At 67.7% G+C, this 19,842-nt stretch carries 14 protein-coding genes; 6 read left to right on the plus strand and 8 right to left on the minus strand.

What is annotated here, in order from left to right:
- Nucleotides 1-137 precede the first annotated feature (137 nt).
- Complete coding sequence (locus VHB27_RS21615) at nucleotides 138-1,586, plus strand: CoA transferase (protein WP_325604470.1); 1,449 nt, start codon at nucleotides 138-140, stop codon at nucleotides 1,584-1,586.
- Between the two features lie 139 nt (nucleotides 1,587-1,725).
- Here VHB27_RS21615 and VHB27_RS21620 read toward each other — a convergent pair whose 3' ends face one another.
- Nucleotides 1,726-3,402 carry an AMP-binding protein gene (locus VHB27_RS21620; protein ID WP_325604472.1) on the minus strand — a complete coding sequence of 559 codons (1,677 nt, stop codon included), beginning with the start codon at nucleotides 3,400-3,402 and terminating at the stop codon, nucleotides 1,726-1,728.
- A gap of 359 nt (nucleotides 3,403-3,761) precedes the next feature.
- Here VHB27_RS21620 and VHB27_RS21625 point away from each other — a divergent pair, with 359 nt between their 5' ends.
- Nucleotides 3,762-7,169, plus strand: a complete 3,408-nt coding sequence (locus tag VHB27_RS21625; protein ID WP_325604474.1) for a glycosyltransferase family 4 protein — start codon at nucleotides 3,762-3,764, stop codon at nucleotides 7,167-7,169.
- 125 nt (nucleotides 7,170-7,294) lie between these two features.
- Here VHB27_RS21625 and VHB27_RS21630 read toward each other — a convergent pair whose 3' ends face one another.
- From VHB27_RS21630 to VHB27_RS21640, 3 genes are all read right to left on the minus strand, one after another.
- Entirely contained in the window at nucleotides 7,295-8,638 is a 1,344-nt protein-coding gene (locus tag VHB27_RS21630; RefSeq protein WP_325604476.1) for an LLM class flavin-dependent oxidoreductase, read from the minus strand.
- 103 nt (nucleotides 8,639-8,741) lie between these two features.
- Complete coding sequence (locus VHB27_RS21635) at nucleotides 8,742-9,494, minus strand: SDR family NAD(P)-dependent oxidoreductase (RefSeq protein WP_325604478.1); 753 nt, start codon at nucleotides 9,492-9,494, stop codon at nucleotides 8,742-8,744.
- A 185-nt stretch (nucleotides 9,495-9,679) separates the two neighbouring features.
- Entirely contained in the window at nucleotides 9,680-10,105 is a 426-nt protein-coding gene (locus VHB27_RS21640) for an NUDIX hydrolase (RefSeq protein WP_325604480.1), read from the minus strand.
- 290 nt (nucleotides 10,106-10,395) lie between these two features.
- Between VHB27_RS21640 and lpxK the strand changes: the two genes are divergently transcribed.
- Nucleotides 10,396-11,382, plus strand: coding sequence for a tetraacyldisaccharide 4'-kinase (gene lpxK, locus VHB27_RS21645; protein WP_325604481.1), 987 nt, complete (start codon nucleotides 10,396-10,398; stop codon nucleotides 11,380-11,382).
- Between the two features lie 22 nt (nucleotides 11,383-11,404).
- Here the strand turns inward: lpxK and eno are convergent, their stop codons facing one another.
- Both eno and VHB27_RS21655 read right to left on the minus strand, forming a co-directional pair.
- Nucleotides 11,405-12,697, minus strand: a complete 1,293-nt coding sequence (eno, locus tag VHB27_RS21650; protein ID WP_325604483.1) for a phosphopyruvate hydratase — start codon at nucleotides 12,695-12,697, stop codon at nucleotides 11,405-11,407.
- Nucleotides 12,694-13,698 (minus strand): phosphotransferase family protein, encoded by a 1,005-nt coding sequence (locus VHB27_RS21655; RefSeq protein WP_325604485.1) that lies wholly within the window; start codon nucleotides 13,696-13,698, stop codon nucleotides 12,694-12,696. The genes eno and VHB27_RS21655 overlap by 4 nt, the downstream gene beginning before the upstream one ends.
- A 170-nt stretch (nucleotides 13,699-13,868) precedes the next feature.
- Between VHB27_RS21655 and VHB27_RS21660 the strand changes: the two genes are divergently transcribed.
- Entirely contained in the window at nucleotides 13,869-14,864 is a 996-nt protein-coding gene (locus VHB27_RS21660; RefSeq protein ID WP_325604487.1) for an energy transducer TonB, read from the plus strand.
- Between the two features lie 60 nt (nucleotides 14,865-14,924).
- Here the strand turns inward: VHB27_RS21660 and VHB27_RS21665 are convergent, their stop codons facing one another.
- The gene (locus tag VHB27_RS21665; RefSeq protein WP_325604489.1) at nucleotides 14,925-16,502 is read right to left on the minus strand and encodes an ABC transporter substrate-binding protein; all 1,578 of its coding nucleotides are present in this window, start codon (nucleotides 16,500-16,502) and stop codon (nucleotides 14,925-14,927) included.
- A gap of 5 nt (nucleotides 16,503-16,507) precedes the next feature.
- Entirely contained in the window at nucleotides 16,508-17,275 is a 768-nt protein-coding gene (locus VHB27_RS21670; protein WP_325604492.1) for an enoyl-CoA hydratase/isomerase family protein, read from the minus strand.
- 86 nt (nucleotides 17,276-17,361) lie between these two features.
- On the opposite strand from VHB27_RS21670, the gene VHB27_RS21675 reads away from it, so the two are divergent.
- Together VHB27_RS21675 and VHB27_RS21680 are read left to right on the plus strand one after the other, a co-directional pair.
- Entirely contained in the window at nucleotides 17,362-18,975 is a 1,614-nt protein-coding gene (locus VHB27_RS21675; protein ID WP_325604494.1) for an acyl-CoA synthetase, read from the plus strand.
- 187 nt (nucleotides 18,976-19,162) lie between these two features.
- The coding region (locus VHB27_RS21680; protein WP_325604496.1) for a GxxExxY protein at nucleotides 19,163-19,842 on the plus strand (680 nt) is incomplete at its 3' end.

Genomic DNA, 19,842 nt, shown 5'->3' on the forward strand with positions numbered 1-19,842 from the left:
TCAACGCCGTCCTCCACCCCCCGCCCTGGAAGCCGCCATGGATGCCCGCCCTGGGACCCGCCCTGGGGGCGGGCAGGGGGCAAAGGTTGACGCCGGCTGCGATGAATAGAAACGTCTGGCGTCAGGAGGACACGTCCATGCCCGTAGAAGCCCTGAAATCCCTTCTGCCTTATGGCGGCTGGACCGCCGATCACGCCGCGACCGTCACCTTCACGGGCCAGGGCGATCCCGTCCTGCCGACCCCGTTCCGCATCGCCACCGCCGGCGCCGCCACCCTGGCCGCCACCGGCCTCGCCGCCTCCGACCTGTGGGAGACGCGGACCGGCCGGCGCCAGACCATCGGCGTCGACCTGCGCCAGGCCGCCGCCTCGCTGCGGTCCGGCCACTACCTCAAGATCGGCGACGGCGAACTGTCGGCCGCGCGCAACTCCATCATGGGCACCTATCCGACCAAGGACGGGCGCTGGAGCTACGTCCACGCCAACTTCCCCAACCACCGCGCCGCCGCGCTGAAAGTGCTGGGCTGCGCGGAAACGCCCGAAGCCGTAGCCAAGGCGGTGCTGACCTGGAACGCGCTCGACCTGGAGGAAGCGATCCTGGAGGCCAAGGGCGCCGGCGGCATGGTGCGCAGCGCCGCCGAATGGGCGCAGCACCCGCAATCCGCCGCCATCGCCGCCCTGCCGCTGATGGAGATCATCCGCATCGGCGACAGCGACCCCGAACCGCTGCCCCCAGGGGACCACCAGGGGGGCCACCAAGGGGACCATCAAGGGGACCGCCAAGGCGACCGGCCGCTGTCGGGCATCCGCGTCGTCGACATCACCCGCGTGCTCGCCGGCCCGACCTGCGCACGCACGCTCGCCGAACACGGCGCCGAGGTGATGAAGATCACCGCCCCGCATCTGCCGAACCTGGGCTACCAGGAAGCCGATACCGGCCACGGCAAGCTGTCCGCGCACCTGGACCTGCGCAAGGCGGAAGACCTCGCGACCCTGAAGACCCTGATCAAGGACGCCGACGTCTTCTCCCAGGGCTATCGCCCCGGCACGCTGGCCAGCCGCGGCCTGTCGCCCGAGGAACTGGCGAAGCTGCGCCCCGGCCTGGTGTATGTCTCGCTCTGCGCCTTCAGCCATGCCGGCCCCTGGGCGTCGCGCCGCGGCTTCGACACGGTGGTGCAGACCGTCAGCGGCATGACGCTGCGCCAGACCGAGGTCGTACCGGGCAAGAAACCAGGTCCGGCGTTCTATCCCGTCTCCGCGATCGACTACTGCACCGGCTACCTGATGGCCACCGGCGCGATGCTGGCGCTGAACCGCCGCGCGCAGCAGGGCGGAAGCTGGCTGGTGCGGATCTCGCTGGCCCAGGTGGGCAAATGGATCGTCGACCTGGGCGAGGTCCCCGGCGACGCGGCTCGGGCCGCACCGGCGGAATTCACGCCGGAGGAGATCAAGTCCTGGTCGATGGTCTCCGACACGCCGCAGGGCAAGCTGACCCACCTGGCGCCGGTGCTGAAGCTGTCGGAGACGAAGCCCTATTGGGCCCGCCCGTCGGTGCCGCTGGGCTACCACCCGGCCGCCTGGCCCTAGGGCGGGAAAGGTCCGCGCAACCCGCACACCCCCCTCCTGGCCCGGCCCGACCGGGCCATCGCCGTCCCTTTAGGCACCAGGTGGCCGGTCAGGCGCCGGGCCAGGACGGGGATGTCGGCTCAACTCGGGACCGGCTCCATCACGGCGTCCCAAGCTCCTCGGCCATCGCGGCGCGCATCAGGTATTTCTGCATCTTCCCCGTCACCGTCATCGGGAATTCCTCCACGAAGCGGATATGGCGGGGGACCTTGTAGTGCGCGATCTGGTCCTTGCAGAACGCCTTGACCTCGTCCTCGGTCAGCGTCGCGCCGGCGCGGAGCTTGATCCAGGCGCAGAGTTCCTCGCCATAGCGCGCATCGGGGATGCCGAAGACCTGGACGTCCTGGATCGCCTGGTGGCGGTAGAGGAACTCCTCGATCTCGCGCGGATAGATGTTCTCGCCGCCGCGGATGACCATGTCCTTGATGCGGCCGACGATCTTGCAGTAGCCGGCCGCGTCCATCGTCGCCAGGTCGCCGGTGTGCATCCAGCCGGCGCGGTCGATGGCCTCTTCCGTCTTCGCCGCGTCGTCCCAGTAGCCCAGCATCACCGAGTAGCCGCGCGTGCAGAATTCCCCGGTGACGCCGGCGGGGACGACGCGGCCTTCGGCGTCGACGATCTTCACTTCCAGGTGCGGCATGACGCGCCCGACGGTGCTGACCTGAAGCTCCAGCGCGTCGCCGATGCGGGTCATGGTGCTGACCGGGCTGGTCTCGGTCATGCCGTAGCCGATGGTCAGCTCCGTCAGGTGCATGTCGCGGATGCAGCGGCGCATGATCTCCATCGGGCAGGGGGCGCCGGCCATCATGCCGGTGCGCAGGCTGGTCAGGTCGAACCGCTTGAATTCGGGATGGTCCAGTTCGGCGATGAACATCGTCGGCACGCCGTAAAGCGAGGTGCAGCGATACGCCGCGACCGTTTCCAGCGTGGCCAGCGGGTCGAAGCCCTCACCGGGGAAGACGATGGCTGACCCGTGCGTCACGCAGGCCAGCGCCCCGATCACCATGCCGAAGCAATGGTACATCGGCACCGGGATGCAGACCTTGTCGGCCTCGGTGTAGTGCATGATCTCGCCGATGAACAATCCGTTGTTCAGGATGTTGTGGTGGGTCAGCGTGGCGCCCTTCGGCAGCCCGGTGGTGCCCGAGGTGAACTGGATGTTGATCGGATCGTCGAACTGCAGGACGGGCGCCAGGTCGCGCAGGCGCTGGGCCTCCGCCGCGCCGCCAAGGTTTGCGACCGCCTCGAAGGCGAAGGTGCCCGGTGCGTGCCCGCCGACCTGGATGACGGTGCGCAGGTGCGGCAGCCGCGCGGCTTTCAGCGCCCCCGGCGCCGCCGATGCCAGCTCGGGCGCCAGCGTGTTGACCATCCCGATATAGTCCGAGGTCTTGAACGCCGTCGCGGTGACCAGCGCCGCGCAGCCGACCTTGTTGAGCGCGTATTCGACCTCGGCCAGGCGGTAGGCGGGGTTGATGTTGACCAGGATCAGCCCGGCCTTGGCGGTGGCGAACTGCGTGATGATCCACTCGGCGTTGTTGGGCGACCAGATCCCGACGCGATCGCCGGGCCGCAAGCCCAGCGCCACAAGCCCCGCGGCGAACGCGTCGACCCGCCGGCCCAGTTCGGCCCAGCTCCAGCGTATGGCGTGCTGATGGACGATCAGCCCGTCCCGGTCGCCCCAGCGGGCCACGGTGCGGTCGAATTGTTGCCCGATCGTATCGCCGATCATCGCCGTTTCGGAGCCGCCATGCGCATAGCTGCGGGCCGCGTCGCTCATCCGTCTGCTCCCTGGGGTCTTGGCCGTTTGGATCGCATCATGCTGGGCCGCCGGACGCGGAGCAACTGGGATTACCGGCGGACTCCACAATCCCGACATCCAGCGACGTCCTTACGGCGTTGTTCAGGTCGGTATCTCTCTGTAGACTTTTGTCAGATAACGCGCGAACCGGGGCTTTCCGACGGTTCGAACCCAAGCGGCTGGGAGCACAGGGTGAGCAGATTGGCTGACGGACTCGGAAGAGATCATCCGCTTTTCGCGTCTTCTCAATGGCCTGCCGTCCGATCTATCCCGGAACTTGAAACCGCCCTGTCGGCCGACGGGCCGCATCAGGCATTGTTCCCAACCGGCGACTGCACGTGAGCGGGCCCCGCCGGCAGTTGCTGGAACGCTATGGCTTGCCGCCGGCGACGCAGCCGCCGGACCGGCCGCTCGATCCCAGCCCCCGCCGGCCGGAGGCGCCGCACGACGGCCCGCGGGCGCCGTGCTGCCTGTCGCTGATCGCGACGCGCAACTACCTGCCGCATGCCAGCATCACCGCGCGCAGCTTCGCAGCCCATCATCCGGACATACCGATCTACCTTCTGATCATCGACGGAGAGACGCCGGACCGTTCGATCTTCCCCCTGGGGACCGTCGTGCTGCTGGAGGACATGGACGTCCCGGGCGCCGGCTGGGCGAGCACCAAATACGACGGGGGCGAATTCGCCAATGCGATGAAGCCGGCGTTCCTGCTGTATCTCTCGCAGTTCGCGGCGGCCGTGATCTACCTGGACTGCGACATCGCCGTGTTCGCCCCGTTCACCGGCATGCTGGATGCGCTGAAGGAGCACGACGCGGTCCTGATACCGCATATGCTGATGCCGTACCCGCGCCCGGACCGGTTCTGGGTGCATCCGAACAATGCCGACATCTTCAACGCAGGCCTGATCAACGCCGGCTGCTTCGCGCTGCGGCTGGATCCGAACCAGGCGTTCCTGCGGTTCTGGCTGAGCGTCAACCTGGCACCCGGCACGTTCTATGGTCCCGCCGGCGGGCAGACGGACCAGCAATACCTGAACTGGGCGCTGGTGCTGCTGGACCGCATCTTCATCCTGCGCGACACCGCCTATAATGTCGCCTACTGGAACCTGCACGACCGGCAGTTCCAGCGGCTGATGGACGAAGACGGTTCGGTGCAACTGGAGGTCGACCGCAGGCCGCTGGTCTGCTTCCATTTCAGCGGCTACGACCCGAACGACCCGCTGAAGCTGTCAAAACACGACCATCGCTATTCCGTCTACACCTTGCCGGCGGTGGCCTATCTGCTGAGCTGGTACAGCGAGCAGTTGGCGCGCGACCCGATGGCGGATTGCAGCACCTTGCCCTACCGGTTTGACCGCCTTGCGAACGGGTTCCTCCTGTCTCCGCTCATCCGCGGCCTGCTGAAGAAATACGAGGCGAGCATCCCGCCCCATGACGGCATGACCATGGCGGGCGCCGACCAGATCTGCGCCTTCCTGATGTCGCCCCTGCCGACGACGGGTTCGATGCTGCCGTTGATCGCGGTGGAGATCTACGACCGGCGCCCCGACATCGCGAAGACCTGGCCCGACGCACGCGACGGGACCGATTCCCATGCGTTCTGGCGCTGGTTCTGCTACCATGGCGGGGTCGAATGGCAGATCGACGACCTGGTGACGGGCTTCCGCCGGGTGCTGACCTCGGACGCGCTTGTGGAGGTCGCCGAAGAGGTGGCGGACCTGATGCGGACCCATGGCCGGTCCTATCGGTTCCTGGGCAAGGACCGCCGCGCCGCCGAGTCGTGGCTGCGCGGCCTCGGGCGCGGCGACTTGGTCGATAGCCTGCTGGAGACCGAGGTGGAATGGTCGTTCTTCGACGCATTCGGCGCGGTGCTGCAGATTTACGAACGCCGCGACGACTTGAGAGAGGCTTTCCCCAACCCGTTCACGGAATCCCACCGCGCCTTCGCCACATGGCTGCGCGATCATTCCGGGAGCGAACACGACGTGCCGGAGAGGGCCGTCGCGCAATTCGAAACCCACTCGGCCGCCGCGGTGTTGGCGCGGATCTTCTCCTATCTCAGCCGGCGGGAGGATCTCGGCCAGCTCGCGGCCGAGGAACTGCTGAGCGACGAACCCAAGGCCCTGATCGGATCCTTGATCCGCGGCGCCGGTGAGGGGCTGGAATACGACCTCGCGGACGTCGCGGTGCTCAGCCTGCTGCACCTGCAGGAGCGGCATCTGCTGGTCCCGCTCTATCTCGAACTGCCGGTGAACCGCCGCCTGCCGATCAATTCCCGGGCGGCGGAGCATGCGCTGGCGCTGTTGCCCGAGGCGGCGCGCGAGACCGCCTGGGCCCAGCGGGGGCTGGCGGAGCATGCCCGCGCCTTCAGCACGATCGAGATCGCGCTGGAGGACGAGGTGCGGGAGCAATACGAGGCCGCCAGCGCCCCCAGCCGGCACGTGTTCGACGTGCTGCGCAACGTCACGCAGGGACGGGCGCCGGCCGCGATCATACCGGCCTATCGCAGGGCGCTGCGCCGCACCGGCTTGTCCTCCGCCGACTTGCCGTTCCCACGCAACGAGCGTGAGACCCCGGTCAATGTCTTCGGCTATTTCCTGGCCGATATCGGTGTCGGCGAATCGGTGCGGGGCCTGGCGCTGTCGGTGGAGCGGCTGCGGCCGGTGCGGCGCATCCCGCTTTGCACCGGGCATGTGCGGCAGGGCACGAAGCTGGATGCGTTCTTCCATCATTACGACCATATGGCGGACGTGAACATCTTCAGCTCCTATCCGCACAGCGATGAAGATTTCTTCGGCCTGCTGCCGGCCGCCTACTTCCGGCATCGTCGCAACATCATACACTTGGCGTGGGAGCAGCAGGAGTGGAACCACCACTGGCGGCCGATCTACGAACGTTACGATGAGATCTGGGCGATTTCCGAGTTCGCCGCGGAACCGTTCCGGCGGTTGTTCGGCGGCGACGTGCGGGTCGTGCCGAATATCCTCGACGTCGAAAGCTATCCCGCCTGCACCGCCGAGTGCGCCGTCCGCCTGACGCGCGACGTGTTCGTCTTCCTGTTTGTTTTCGATTCCAACAGTTCGATCGAACGGAAGAACCCGGAAGCGGTCATCGAGGCGTTCATCGCCGCGTTCAAGGACACGCCGTCCGCCGCCTCGGTGCGCCTGTGGCTGAAGGTCGGCAGCCTGCACCGCAACGAACACGCGGGGCGGGTGCAGGCGATGCAGCGCCGCGCGGCGCAGTCGGGCCTCGATATCACCTTCGACGGCCGCGACCTGCCACGCCATGAGCTGATGCACCTGATCGCCGGCGCGGACTGCTACGTGTCCCTGCACCGCGCCGAGGGATTCGGATACAGCATGGCCGAGGCCATGTATTACGGGGTGCCCGTGATCGCGTCCGGTTATTCCGGGAACCTCGAATACATGGACGAGGAGAGCGCGTTCCTCGTTCCCTGTTCGGAAGAATTCGTTCAGATCGCGGATGGGCCGTTCCAGCGCGGTTCCACCTGGGGCAAGCCGGACCACGACGCCGCGGTGGGATTCATGCGCCAGGTCTTCGCGGATCGCGAGACCGCCCGCGATGTCGGCGCGCGCGGGCGGGACTCCGTGCTGAACTTGCTGACGGCGGATGCGGCCGCCCGACGCATGCGCCCCAGCCTCCTCACCGACGCCACCCCCGCCGCGCGCCCCCCGTCCGCTCGGGCAGACAAGCCCGTGCTGGGATCGGTGGAGGATTGCTGATGGTTCAAGAGCGCGATGACCGGAGGCGGAATCGCCGCAGGTCTGAATCGCGCGATCCGGCAAAGTGCATGAGTGAAAGCGAAGTCATCATGCATTAAGTCCCGGGCCGGCGTACCGAACGCCGGTCAGGCCAGCCGCCAGGACCCGCGCTTGGGCACCGGCAGCCCCAGGTTCTCGCGCAGCGTTGCCCCGGTGTAGTCGGACCGGAACAAACCCCGCCGCTGCAATTCCGGCGTAACGAAACGAACGAAGTCCTCGAACGTGCCGGGCATATGGGTGCCGGCGACGACGAAGCCGTCGCAGGCGCCGTCGGTGAACCATTGCTCCAGCCGGTCGGCGACTTCCTTGCCGCTGCCGACCCCGGCCTCCCGCGGGCGGCCGCGGCGCGTCACCTCCAGGAAGTCGCGCACCGTCGGGTTGCGGCCGGCGATGCGCATCACGCGGTCGCGCATCGCCTGCATGCCGGACATCCCCTCCAGCTCTTCGGCCGAGAAGGCCTCGTCCAGGCTCTTTTTCTTGAAGTCGTAGTTCAGGGCTTCCGACAGCAGCGACAGTCCGTCGACCTCTTTATACAGCGAGTCGATCAGCGCCATCTTGTCTTCCGCTTCCGCCTTCGTTTCGGCAACGACGGGATAGGCGATCGTATTGACGCTCAGCCGGTCCGGATCGCGCCCAAGCCGAGCGACTTCGGCCTTGAGGTCGGTGTATTGACGCTTGCCGGCTTCGAGGTCTTCGTAGGCGACGAACACCGTTTCCGCCCAGCGCGCCGAGAACGTCTTGCCGCGGTTCGAAGACCCGGCCTGGATCACGACCGGATGCCCCTGCGGACTGCGCGGCACCGTGAAGGTGCCCGAGGACTTCAGGTATTTTCCCTGGTATTCCAGCCGGTGGACCTTGCCGGGATCGGCGAACAGGCCGCTTTTCTTGTCCACGACCAGGGCGCCGTCTTCCCACCCGTCCCAGCAGGAATGGACGATCTCCATGAACTCGTCGGCGCGGTCGTAGCGGGCGTCATGCTCCATGTGCTCGATGCGGCCCATGTTCTGCGCCTCGGCGTCGTTGACGGATGTCACGACGTTCCAGGCCGCGCGCCCGCCCAGCATGTGGTCCACCGTCTGGAAGCGCCGCGCGACGTCGAACGGCTCGTAATAGGTCGTCGAGGCGGTGGAGCCGAGGCCCAGGTATCGCGTGCCGAACCCCATCGCCATCATCGCCGCGACCGGGTCGATCTTCACCACGCGGACGCCGTTGGCGACGACCTCGGCCGGGTTGCCGCCATAGATGTCGGGCATCGCCAGGCGGTCGTCGAAGAAGGCGAGCTGGAACTTGCCCGCCTCCAGCACCTGCCCGATCCGCTGGTAATAGGCGGCGGTGGTGAAGTCGCTATGCGCGTCCGGATGCCGCCAGGCGCTGGCGAGCGTGGTGCAGTTCTGCGCCTGCAGGAAGCCGACCAAGACCATCTGACGCATCGTTCCGCCCCTTTTCCCTGACGCCGTCCCCAACCCAAGGACCCCGGCGCCGTCAGTCTGGACCGAACGGCCGCGATGTCCAGACCGGCCGCTCGATCTGGCGTCAGAACTGATAGCGACGCAGCCCGCCGTCGACGGGGATCACCGCGCCGGTGATATAGCGGGCGAGGGGAGAGGCCAGCCACACCGCCATCACTGCCAGGTCTTCCGGCTCGCCCCAGTATTTCACCGGGATCTCGGTCTCGGCGAAGTGCTTGCGGTAGTCTTCCGGATAGTTGCGGCGGATCTGCTCGCTCATGATGCGGCCGGGCGGGATCGAGTTGACGGTGATCCCGTACTGCCCGACCTCCCGCGACAGCCCCTTGGCCCAGGCATGGATGCCCGCCTTGGCGGAGAAGGCGGCGTTCAGGTGCTCCGGCTCGCTCTTGCCGGTGATGTTGATGATGCGGCCGTAGCGATGCTCGATCATCTGGGGCAGCAGCGCGTGCGCAAGCTGGCGGGGGCGGGTGAAATTCAGCGTCATCGCCTCGGTCCAGCGTTCCTCGGGCGCATCGATCGGCAGGACGCGGCTGCCGCCGGCATTGTTGACCAGGATGTCGATGTGGCCGACGGCTTTCAGCGCGGCGCCGGCAAGTTTCTGGGCGGCGTCTTCTTCCATGACGTCCTGCTTGACCAGGACCGGGCGCGGGTGCTGGCCCGCCTCGACCTCGTCGGCCATCGCCTCCATCAGCTCGATCCGCCGCGCGGCGGCGACGACCTGAACGCCTTCCTGCGCCAGCATCTTGGCGATGGCCCGCCCGATGCCCATGCTGGCGCCGGTGACCAGGGCGGTCTTGCCCCCGAGTTGCAGGTCCATGGACGAAGTCCTTTCCGTTTGTGGTGTGGCCGCTGGTGGTGGGGCGGGAGTTATCGGCACGCGGACCGGTTCGTCAAATGGCGGTCGGCCGCTCGCCCGTGTGGATCCCCGTCCCGCCCGCGAAGGTCCTGTCCATGCCATGGCCGGTCACCCGACAGCGCGCGACGTCGGCGCCGGACGCGCCGTCAGCCTTTGCGGAAGGCGGTGAAGCGCACGTAGGAACCGGCGAATGCCTTGATGATCTCGGCGAGGCCACCTTCCTCGACAAGGTCCGCGGCGTCGTCCGCTTCGAACCATTGCGTGCGCCTCTGGTTCTTTTCCGGCCAGTCGTCGAGTTGTCGTTCGACACGAAACAGGTAGACCCACACTTGGCAGATGACGGCTTTCTTGGCGAGGCGCTTCTCGTAATGGAAATTGCCCAATGGCCGCTTGCCGATCACCCGGCCGACCAAGCCCGCTTCTTCAAAGGCCTCTTGCCGAGCGACTTCGGCAGGTTTCCGGCCTTTCATAGGCCAGCCCTTGGGAATGACCCAGCGCCCGGTCTCGCGGGAAGTCAGCAGCAGGATCTCGCGCGTGCCCTTCGCCCCGATGCGCCAGGGAAGGGCTGCCAACTGGACGGCGTCTTGGTATTTTCTTTTTCCCATGAAGCGCGTTTAGCGCCTGTCCGGGCCGTCGTCATCCGAATGCGTAAGCCTCGGCTTCAGGCGGCGGGCTGGCGATGCGGCTGGCGATCCACTAAGACCGGCGCGTCGGTCTTGCCTGCGTACCGCGCCCTGGCCCGGCCCGACCGGGCCATCCGGTGCCTGACGGGAGAGGGACCGGTCGGGCCAGGCCAGGGCGTTGGGGTGACAAGGGCTCGTCTGCACGACGGCCATGCGGATCGGTAAGTGGGAGTGCATCGTTGTTGAAAACCCCGCGCTTCTGGTACCAGGACCATCTGGTTTCCGGGGCGGTTGTCGCCAACCCGCATTTCGACGCCTACCAGTGGCTTCAGCGGCGTCTTGGACAGCAGGACAAGCAAGGATACCGCGCGTCCGTGCCGGTGATCTGCTGCGGCGGGGCGACGGTGGGGGGCGCCGGGAAGACGACGGTGGTCCAGGACCTCGCCCAGCGGATCGACGGCGCGCACATCCTGCTTCGCGGCTATGGCGCCTATTCCAACGCGCTCAGGCGCGTGCTGCCGACGGACTCCTATGCCGCGGTCGGCGACGAGACGCTGCTCCATGCCAGGATCGCCCCCACCTGGCGCTGCGGCGACCGGGGCGTCTCGGCGCGGTTCGCCTGCCACGCCGGCGCCAAGGCGCTGATCATGGATGACGGGCTGCAAAGCCGCTCGATCGTCCGCACGCTATCGCTGCTGATCATCGACGGACGCGTGGGATTCGGGAACGGCAAGGTCATCCCGTTCGGCCCGCTCAGGGAACCGATCGAGCGCGTCGTCGGGAAGTCCGATCTCGCCGTCGTCATCGGTGCCGACGCGCACGACGTGGCGCGTGTCCTCGACGGCAGGCTGCCGGTGCTGCGGGCGAGGACGGAGCAGATCATCGATGAAGCCCAGCGGACCAAGGGACCGTACCTGGCGTTCGCCGGTATCGCGAACCCGCAGCGATTCTTCGACGCGTTGAAGAACGCGGGCCTCCCGATCGCCGACACCAGGGCATTCCCGAATCATTACCCGTACAGCGTCAGGGACATCGTGACACTTGTAACCAAGGCGCGGGACGCCGGGTTGACGCTGATGACGACACCCAAGGATGCCGCCCGCTTCCCGGCGGAATTGGATCACGCCGGTATCGAAATCGCGAAAATCGGCCTCGTATGGGACAGTACCGACGTTCTGCGGACCCGTTTGACCAGCCTGGGGCTGGCGTTCCGCGACCCTGCTTGATGGGTTTGTCCCGACCGGCGCCTTACCCTGCCTTCGTACGCCCCAGCACCGCCCCGCCGGCGAACTTCGCCCGGCCGCCCAGCGCCTCCTCGATCCGCAGCATCTCGTTCCATTTCGCCATCCGCTCGCTGCGGGCGAAACTTCCCACCTTGAACTGACCGGCGGACCAGCCGACCGCCAGGTGGGCGATCGTCGTGTCCTCCGTCTCGCCGGACCGGGCGGAAACGATCGTCGCGTAGCCGACGCGTTCGGCGGTGCGGCGCGTGTCCAGGGTCTCGGTCAGCGTGCCGCGCTGGTTCGGCTTCAGCAGCACGCAGTTGCAAGCCCCGGCCTCGGCGGCCTCCGACACAAGGTCGGCGTCGCTGACCAGGTAGTCGTCGCCGACGATCTGGACCTTGCCGCCAACCGCCTTGGTGAAGGCGCGCATGCCCTCGGCGTCGTCCTCGGCCAGCGGGTCCTCGATCGACAGGATCGGGTAGCGGCCGATCCAGCCGGTCAGCATCGCGACCATCTCCTCGCGCGACAGTTCCTTGCCGTCCAGCGCCAGCGTGTAGCGGCCACCCTTGCCGAACTGGGTGGCGGCGATGTCCAGTGCGATCCCGACCTGCTCGGCGGGCTTGTAGCCGGCCCGTTCGATCGCGGCGGTCAGCGCGTCCAGCGCCTGCTCGTTCGTGTCGAACATCGGCCACCAGCCGCCTTCGTCGGCCACGCCGGCCAGCTTGCCGGACTCGGCCATCATCTTGCCGGCGGTGCGGTACACCTCGGCGGTCCAGTCCAGCGCCTGGGCGAACGTCTCGGCGGCCGGGCACATGATCATGAAGTCCTGGATGTCGACCCGCTGCCCGGCATGGGCGCCGCCGCCGAAGATCTGGATCTGGGGCAGGGGGACCAGCGATGCGTCCGGCCCGCCCAGGGAGGCATACAGTGGTGTGCCCCGAGCGCCGGCCACCGCATGGGCCGCGGCCATGGAGACCGGCAGCGTCGCGTTCGCCCCCAGCTTCGACTTGGTCCGCGTCCCGTCCAACTCGATCAGCCGCTCGTCCAGCGCTTCCTGGTCCGCCGCGTCGATCCCGTGGACCGCGAAGGCGATCACGTCGTTGACGTTGGCGATCGCCTTGCGGACGTCATAGCCGCCAAAGGCCGCCCCGCCGTCACGCAGGTCGATCGCCTCATGCGTCCCGGTCGAGGCCCCGGCGGGCGCGATCGCCCGGCCCACGGCACCGCCCTCCAGCACGACATCGGCCTCCACGGTCGGACGGCCGCGGCTGTCCCAGACGCGGCGGGCATGGACATAGGCGATGGCGGTATCGGTCATGCGGTGAGTTCCTGGTGCCAGATGGCGGCGATGTCGCCTAGCCGAGCGGGTGGACGCAACAACAGTCGGCGCCCGACCGCTCGGACCGGCGCACGGTCGCGGTCGGTGGTGATGTATTCGACCGGCGATTTGCCATCCACCCGCGCCAGCAGCAAGCCGGGAAGCAGGGCCGCGGCGCGGGTTTCCAACGCGGCCGCCGGCTCCCACGTCACGCCTGCCAGGTAGCGGTCGGCCAGCGCGCGGAAACAGGCGATGAAGCCATCATGCGCACGCGGGGTCCAGATGCATTTCAGCAGCAGGTGATTGAGGCAGAACGCCAGGTCGAACGCCGGATCGCCCCACCACGCACATTCCGCGTCCAGGAATACCGGGCCCTGTGGGCCGCGCAGGATGTTCTTCGGGCTGATATCGCCGTGCACCAGCGTGCGCTTGGTCGTCCACGTCGTTTTCAGCAGCGCCGCCAGCCTGGGCGCCAGGTCCGGGTGCTGCCGCCCGGTATGCGTCAGATACGGCTCCAGCCGGATGTCGTGGAAGATCGCGTCGGTCGGAAAATCGCCGGCCAGCTCAGGCCGGGCGGCGGCGAAGGCATGGATCGCGGCCAGCCTCTCGGCCACCTGGGCGGCGAAGCCGGGATCGGCGACGCCGTCGCGCAACTGCGCCTTCCACAGGGCGTAGCGTTCCGCCGGCAGGAATTCCATGGCGAGCGAGCCTGTCTCCGCGTCCTGGCCCAACAGGCGCGGGGCCGAACCGGGCGCGGCCTCGCCGGCGACCTGCATCCAGCGCGCTTCATAGACGTTGCGGTCCACCGGGGCCCGCCAGTCGGCGGCCACTTTCAGCTTCGCCAGCGCCCGCTTGATGCAGATCGGGCCGGAGGGCAGGTCGATCCGCCAGATGTCGGACGACACGCCGCCGGTCAGCGGCTCCCCGGTCGCGGCGGCATCGTCGGCCAGCAGTTTCATGCGCCGAAGGGCGCCGAGAAGGTCGTCGTCGAGCCGTGTCATGCGTTTCCCCTGGCCCTGACCTCATCCCCTCGGGCCGGAACCGGCGCAGTATAGGCGCATTCACCATCCGGTTGGCCACGGGGATCGTCAAGCGGGCGTGGCGCGCGTGGCAGATGTATCGCGTTGATGGAATGCAATCGGCTCGCCGTCTGGTATGAGGACGGCGTTCGATGAACCATTTTCGTCCCTCTGTCCTGTCGGCCCGGCGGCCGGCGCGTCCCCGCCCGTCGCGATCGCGCTGGATCGGCCTGGCCGTCGCGGTTTCCCTCCTGCTGCACGCGCTGGCGTTGGGGCTGTTCACGGTGGTCGCCCGGCATCCGGTCAAGACGCCGCCGGAACAAGGGGCGATCCAACTGCTGATGGTCGAGCGGAAAGGCGCCGAGGCCAGTCCGGGCAGCCCGCCCGCTCCACCGCCTCAGCCGCCGGTGAAGCCGCAACCCGAACGCAAGCCACGGAAGACGGCGCCGTCGCCGCAACCCCCGCCGCCGGCGCGGCAGGCGGCAAACGCGCCGCCATCATCAGCGGAGCGGAAGACGGAGACACCCCCGCCGCCGCAGCCGCCGGTCGCGCAGAAGACGGAGAAGCCCGCACCACCGGCCCCGCCCGTGCCGCAGACAAACGGGGAGCCGGCCCCCCAGCCTCCGCCGCCCCAACCGGAACCGCCCCAAGCGGAACCACCGCAGCGGGCGCCGTCCCAATCGGAACCGCCGAAAGCAGAGGCCCCCAAGCCGGAGCCCGCCAAGCCCCAGCCGCCACCCAGCCCACCGGTCAAGACGGCCTCGCCCGCGCCGCCCGTCAAGCCCGCTCCACCGACGCCGCAAGAGGCGCCGGTCTTCAACCTGAGCGGTACCGACAGCGACACCAACGCGAAGGTCATGGGCGGAAACATCGTGCCCGCGTCCCCCGATGACCGCTTCCGCAACCGCCCGCCCCCCTATCCGGAAGACGCCGCTCGGCGTGGCGAGCACGGGACGGTCACGCTGCTGATCCACGTCAGCGCCGATGGCACCACGGCCGGCGTGGATGTGATCGAGTCGTCCGGCTATGCGTCGCTGGACCAGGCGGCGATCACCGCGGTGCGCAAATGGCACTTCCTGCCCGCGCTGCGGAACGCCCAGCCCGTGCCGTTCGACATGCCGTTCCGCTTCGTCTTCCGGGACAATTAGGGCGAGCTCGTCTTCCTCTGTCGTGGCGGGCGCAAGGCCGGCCACGACAGAGGTGCGGACTCACGGGACCGGATGCAGGTCGGTGGCCAATGAGATCTCATCCGCCCGCGCCGTATAGGCCAGGCCCTTGCGGCTGGCCCAGGTGTTGACGGTGAAATACACCGGGATCACGCCCATGTCGCCGACCGCGATCTCGGCCGCCTTGGCATACAGCGCGTTCCGCTCGGTGTCGTCCATCGTCCGCAGCGCCTCGCCCAGCGCGGCGTCGAACGCCGGGTTCGACCAGCGGCCCCGGTTCGACGGACCCATCCCGGTCTTCGGGTCATAGGTCGCCATCAGCGCCGTCAGCGGCGACGACGCCTCGCCCGTCCCGACCCAGCCGGAGAGGAACATGCTGAACTCCAGCTTGGTGCCGCGGGAGAACAGGACGGCGGCGGGCATCGTCTGGACCTCGACCTTGATGCCGACGCGGGCCAGCATCTGGCCGATCGCCTGGGCCACCTGCGCGTCCTGCGGGAACCGGTCGTTGGAGCCGGCCAGGACGACGCCGAACCCGTTGCCCCATCCGGCCTCGGTCAGCAGCTTCTTCGCCAGGTCCGGGTCATAGGGCGGCGGCTTGAGGTTCGGGCTGGTGCCGGGCGTGCCCGGCGGCGAGTACTGCCCGGCGGGATGCGCCTGGCCGCCCAGCAGGCGCTGGGTCAGGGCGTCACGGTTGATGGCGTCGCTGATGGCGCGGCGCACCCGGGCGTCCTTCAGCGGATTGCGGTCCATCTTGTTGCCGTTGATATCGGTGATGCCGGGCGAGACGTCGCGGGCCGAATCCAGGTGGATGTAGATGATCCGCGTGGCGTCGCATTCATGCAGCACCACGTTCGGGTTGCTCGCCAGCCGGGCGCGGTCGGCGGAGGGAACGCCCTCGATGATATCGACGTCGCCGGCCAGCAGCGCGGCGGTGCGCGATCCGTCGTTGGGGATCGCCTTGCGGGTCACGTGCGCCCAGGGTTGCGGACCGCCCCAGTAATGATCGTTGCGCGCCAGTGTCAGGTGGTCGCCGGCGACCCATTCGACGAAGCGATACGGACCCGTGCCGATCGCCGCCTTGCCGCTGTTGAAGTCGGCCGTCGTCGCATTGGACGCCACCGCCTTGGAGATGATCGCGACCTGGCTGAGATCGACCGGCAGCGTCGGCGCCGGTCCCTTGGTGTGGATACGGATGGTCAGGTCGTCGACGATCTCGATATTCTCGATGGTTTTCGTGTACTGCCCATAAGAGGACGGGCTGTTCGGCACATGCGGCGCGCGCTGGAAGGTGAAGACGACGTCCGCGGCGGTGAACTTGCCGCCGTCGTGGAAGGTGACGTTCGGCCTGAGCTTGAATTCCCAGACCTCGTCGGACAGCACCTTCCAGGATTCCGCCAGCGCCGGCTGGATCTGGCCGTGCGCGTCCACCTGGGTCAGGCCGTCGAAGATGTGCCGCGCGACGGCGGAGTTCGGCGTGTAGACGTGGAAATGCGGATCGATGGACTCGGCGTCCGTCCGGACGGCCATGGTGACGTCCGTGGCCCGCGCCGGCGCCTGCCAGGCGAGCAGCGCAGCGAGAAGGCCGGCAAAGACGGCCGGGGAGCGGGAAGGGGTCATCGCGTTCACCGCCCCTTCCATTCCGGCTTGCGCTTCTCGAAGAACGCCGCCTTCGCTTCCTGCGCGTCCTCGGACTTCGACAGCGCGACCGTCATGCCCTGCTCGAACCGATAGCCGTCGCGGGCCGGCATGTGCATCGTCACGTTCATCGACTGCTTGGCATAGCGCATCGCCAGCGGGCTCTTGGACGCGATCTCGGCGGCGAGCTTCATCGCCTCCGGCATCAGTTGCTCCAGCGGCACGCAGCATTCGATGACGCCGGTGCGGTACAGCTCCGCCGCCGGTACCCGCCATCCGGTATAGAACATCCGCCGTGCTCGGCTGCGGCCGAAGAACTGCTGCAGCATCGCCGCGCCGCCCATCAGGCCGATATCGATCTCCGGCATGCCGATGACGCAGTTGTCCGAGGCCAGGATGATGTCGCAGGCCGCGACCAGGCCGAAGCCGGCCCCCAGCGCCGGGCCGTTCACCGCGGCGATCACCGGCTTGGCGCATTCGTGGATGGAGTTGAACATCTCCCGCACCCAGCGGCTGAAGTTCCAGTATTCGCCGGGCTCGCCGGAGCTGGGGCGGGCCTTCATGTCGGCGCCGGCCGAGAACATCTTGCCGGTGCCGGTCAGGATCGCCACGCGCACGTCGTCGCGGTCGGTGAAACTGTCGAAGGCCTGGATGATCTCCTCGCGGAACTGGGTATTCTGCGCGTTCACCGGCGGACGGTCCATCACCACGGTGGCGATATGATCCTGGACCGTGACCTTGAGGTATTCGGCCATGTTCGCTTCCTCTCCCGAAATTTTCCTGGTCGTGCCATAGCTGTGACCGACGGTCCAGAAGGCCGCAGCCGAGGGAGAGGACGCCGATGTCGATGTTCGAGCAGGACCTGGACCGCAATGCCGCGAATTTCGTGCCGCTGTCGCCGGTTTCGTTCCTGACCCGAGCGGCGCGCATCTATCCGGAGCGGGTCGCGGTGATCCATGGGGCGCGCCGTTTCACCTATGCCCGGTTCCTGGAGCGTGCCCGCCGTCTCGCGTCGGCGCTGGCCCGTTCGGGCGTCGGCAAGGGCGACACCGTGGCGATCATGGCGACCAACACCCCGCAGATGCTGGAGGCGCATTACGCCGTGCCGATGCTGGGCGCGGTGCTGTGCAGCCTGAACATCCGCCTGGACGCCGCCGCCATCGGCTTCATCCTGCGGCACTCCGAGGCGAAGGTGGTGCTGAGCGACACCGAATTCGCCCCGGTGATGACGGCGGCGATCGCGGGCGTGGACGCGTTCGTGGTGGATATCGACGACGCCGGCGGCGGGGCCCTGATCGGTTCGGTTGAATACGAAACCTTCCTGGCGGGCGGCGACCCGGCGCATCCCGTGCGGCTGCCGGATGACGAATGGCAGGCGATCGCGCTGAACTATACGTCAGGCACCACCGGCAATCCCAAGGGCGTGGTGGCGCATCATCGCGGCGCCTATCTGAACGCCACCGCGAATGCGCTGACGTTCGGACTGTCGCCCGAGAGCGTCTATCTCTGGACCCTGCCGATGTTCCACTGCAACGGCTGGACCTATACCTGGGCGGTCACGCTGGCCTGCGGCACGCATGTCTGCCTGCGGCGGGTGGAGCCCGCGCCGATCTTCGCCGCCATCGCCGATCACGGGGTGACGCATATGTGCGGCGCGCCGGTCGTGCTGTCGATGCTGATCCACGCGCCGTCCGATGCGAAAAAAGCGTTTCCGCAGCGGGTGAAGATCGCCACCGGCGGCGCGGCGCCGCCTTCGACCGTCATCACGCAGATGGAGGCGATGGGGTTCGCGGTGACGCATCTCTATGGCCTGACCGAGACCTATGGCCCGTCCACCGTGTGCCTGCCGCAGCCCGGCCTGGACGCCATGCCGATCGAGGAGAAGGCCGCGTTCATGGCGCGCCAGGGCGTCAACACGCCGATGATCGAGGAGGCGGCGGTCATCGATCCCGCCACCATGCGGCGCCTGCCGGCCGATGGTGCGTCGATGGGCGAGCTGATGCTGCGCGGCAACACGGTGATGAAGGGCTACCTGAAAAATCCCGAGGCCACGACGGAGGCGTTCGCCGGCGGCTGGTTCCACACCGGCGACCTGGCGGTGATGCATCCGGATGGTTACGTGGAGATCAAAGACCGGGCGAAGGACATCATCATTTCGGGAGGGGAAAATATTTCGTCGCTGGAGGTGGAGGAGGTCCTGTACAAGCACCCGGCGGTGATGGAAGCCGCGGTCGTTGCGCGCCCGGACGAGAAATGGGGGGAGACCCCGCATGCGTTCGTGACGCCGAAGCCGGGCGTCGCGGTGACGGACGCGGAGATCATCGCATGGTGCCGCCAGCACCTCGCGCACTACAAGTGCCCCCGTTACGTGACGTTCGGGGCGTTGCCGAAGACGTCGACGGGGAAGATCCAGAAGTTCGATCTGCGGGAGACGGCGCGGGGGAGGGTGGCTTAGGCAGCGGCGGGTCCCCCGTCGTGGACGGGCCTGGTCGCACCAGCCTCTCCCCCGTCGTGGCCGGCGCAGGCCGACTATGACTTGCGGTGCCGGTGGAGGGTAGTGGGTTAGTTCGAACTTCGGCTTCGGTCGGGAAGCGGGTGGTCTGTTGGCGGAATGGACGGGATCGTGTGGGCGGGTAGGGACAATGGAACCGCAAAGCACGCCGAACACGCAAATGGGGGACTGTCGGGATCGGCTTGATGCCCTGTCCAGGCAGATCATCGGCTGCGCCTTGATGGTGATGCGTACCCCGGGGACCGGGTTCTTGGAGAAGGTCCATCAGAACGCCTTGGTGCACGCGTTGCGCAAAGCAGGGATCACGGTCGCACAGCAACACCGCATGGTCGTTCGCTACAAGGATGTCGTGGTCGGGGGTGTCGTGATCGGGGATTACACCGTGGACATGCTGGTGGAGACCATCGTTCCGGTGGCATTGAAGGTCACCAAGGTGCCCGACGACATCCATCGGGCGCAGTGCCTGAATGACCTGAGAGCCACGATTGAAAACCACGGGCCTGCGCCTGCTACTCGATTTCGGCAAGCTTCGCCTCGAGACCCAGCGAATGGTCCGGGACCTCTAAAGCAGTCGGCGGACTTTGCGTGTTCGGCGTGCTTTGCGGTTCCATTTCCACGGGACTCCGACCCCGCGGACAACCCCCCACCAAGCTGGCCCCGACGGACCAACCTGCACAACCCGACGGCGATCCCAGCCAGGCGACTGACCGCCTTGATGATCGCGTGCTCCGCGGCCAGCAGCACCCCACGGGTCGAAACCGGATATTCGAAATTGACCCATCACCCGGTGGAGAGGAAGTCGTGGATGGT

The organism is Rhodopila sp. (genome assembly GCF_035548235.1).
Classification (GTDB): domain Bacteria; phylum Pseudomonadota; class Alphaproteobacteria; order Acetobacterales; family Acetobacteraceae; genus Rhodopila.

Excerpts from the sequence above, each read along its gene's own strand:
- VHB27_RS21615 (WP_325604470.1), top strand. The coding sequence starts at position 138 with ATGCCCGTAGAAGCCCTGAAATCCCTTCTGCCTTATGGCGGCTGGACC.
- VHB27_RS21620 (WP_325604472.1), bottom strand. The coding sequence starts at position 3,402 with ATGAGCGACGCGGCCCGCAGCTATGCGCATGGCGGCTCCGAAACGGCG.
- VHB27_RS21630 (WP_325604476.1), bottom strand. The coding sequence starts at position 8,638 with ATGCGTCAGATGGTCTTGGTCGGCTTCCTGCAGGCGCAGAACTGCACC.
- VHB27_RS21635 (WP_325604478.1), bottom strand. The coding sequence starts at position 9,494 with ATGGACCTGCAACTCGGGGGCAAGACCGCCCTGGTCACCGGCGCCAGC.
- eno (WP_325604483.1), bottom strand. The coding sequence starts at position 12,697 with ATGACCGATACCGCCATCGCCTATGTCCATGCCCGCCGCGTCTGGGAC.
- VHB27_RS21655 (WP_325604485.1), bottom strand. The coding sequence starts at position 13,698 with ATGACACGGCTCGACGACGACCTTCTCGGCGCCCTTCGGCGCATGAAA.
- VHB27_RS21660 (WP_325604487.1), top strand. The coding sequence starts at position 13,869 with ATGAACCATTTTCGTCCCTCTGTCCTGTCGGCCCGGCGGCCGGCGCGT.
- VHB27_RS21665 (WP_325604489.1), bottom strand. The coding sequence starts at position 16,502 with ATGACCCCTTCCCGCTCCCCGGCCGTCTTTGCCGGCCTTCTCGCTGCG.
- VHB27_RS21670 (WP_325604492.1), bottom strand. The coding sequence starts at position 17,275 with ATGGCCGAATACCTCAAGGTCACGGTCCAGGATCATATCGCCACCGTG.
- VHB27_RS21675 (WP_325604494.1), top strand. The coding sequence starts at position 17,362 with ATGTCGATGTTCGAGCAGGACCTGGACCGCAATGCCGCGAATTTCGTG.